This window comes from Paenibacillus sp. ACRRX, from assembly GCF_022346885.1.
Lineage (GTDB): Bacteria > Bacillota > Bacilli > Paenibacillales > Paenibacillaceae > Paenibacillus_B.
In genome coordinates this window covers 1-1,479 of sequence record NZ_JAKRNK010000023.1, presented here as the reverse complement: position 1 = coordinate 1,479, position 1,479 = coordinate 1, and the positions used below count along the sequence as shown (strand labels likewise).

2 rRNA genes are annotated in these 1,479 nt (G+C 36.1%); both read left to right on the top strand.

Annotation, left to right across the window (positions count from 1 at the left end):
* Positions 1-106, top strand: a 5S ribosomal RNA gene (rrf, locus tag MH117_RS26355); the annotation flags it as partial.
* 1,310 nt (positions 107-1,416) lie between these two features.
* Positions 1,417-1,479, top strand: a 16S ribosomal RNA gene (locus MH117_RS26350); the annotation flags it as partial.

Below are 1,479 nucleotides of genomic sequence, written 5' to 3'. Positions count from 1 at the left end.
TGGCGGAGGGGTTCCACGCGTACCCATCCCGAACACGACCGTTAAGCCCTCCAGCGCCGATGGTACTTGGACCGCAGGGTCCTGGGAGAGTAGGACGTTGCCAAGCAGATAAAGAAGCTGTACCAAAAGGCCTGAATAGGCCCAAGGGAAGCTTCTTTTTTATTTGAAGAGCCATTAATTTGTTTAAATAAAGCGTTAAAATTACAATTACTATGCACTAATATAATGATAAATCATATTGTCTGGTAGGATGGAGTGCCGATCAAACACTGAAAGCAGAGTTGTTTTTACTTATATTAAAGGGTAGTACAGTATTTAAGGGGACTGAGGAATATAAAATAGAAATATACAGAAAGTGCATAGAGTTATTTTTTCAATTGAGCAATTTACAACATTTTGCTTGCGAATATGGAAGGAAGTTATAATAGTCATACCTTTATACCCTAGAATGCTGTCTGAGGTGTTTGCTACGTTTTGATATACCAGTATTTTTACAAATATCTAAAAAATCCTCATGAGAACATGATATAAATATGGATCATGGTTCAATAACTCTCCTATAACTGCACTACTAACCAATTCCACTTGTAATATTACATATAAAATTCTCGATGTTAATTTCTTCTGCTTCTACACAAACCCATCCCATCCTAATTCAAGTTTATAGTATTTCAATTATTATTAACAATTAAAGATTACTCGGATCTAACACCAGCTTCGGCAGCTGAAGTTGAACATTTATAGAACGAGAAATTGATAGATAAGTTGGTACTTATGAGCATGGAATGTAAGCTTATTTAGGATCGGGCCAAGCTTGAAAGCTTCAAAGCATATTTGCTGTAATAGCCTTTGACTATAAAAGTTAAAAAGGAATTGGAAATAGCGAATGTATTGTACCCAAATATGGCTGGCAGTAGGATTCTTTTTCAAATTAGTATACAACAGCAATTTAGATCTTGTGGGAGCGAATACCTTATATATGTGTGTTAGACTTGGAGAGTCGGTAGTTTAATCACCCCTGGGGAAGTATCTGATATTATGGGATAAGAAAGGACAAAAAACTAATCATATCTACTAAGTTATACATATTAACTACTTTATAATAATAAGGCTTGCATTATGTACAAAGGATATGATATATTATTGTTCCTGTCTCATTTTGAGGTGGGATTGGAAATAACACAAACAAGTTTAAATTAAAAAGATGTTGACTTCAAGTTGTTAACGTGGTATATTAGTTAAGTAGCCGCTGAACGGCGGTGAAGAAAAGAAAGTAACTTACAATTGTTCCTTGAAAACTGAACAACGAGCAACGTTGAATGAAGGACATGATCTCGATCATGAAGCGCATTGAACGTGAATGTTAAGAATCACGAGAATTATCTCGTCAGCAATACAATGAGCAAGTCAAACACTTTAATGGAGAGTTTGATCCTGGCTCAGGACGAACGCTGGCGGCGTGCCTAATACATGCAAGTC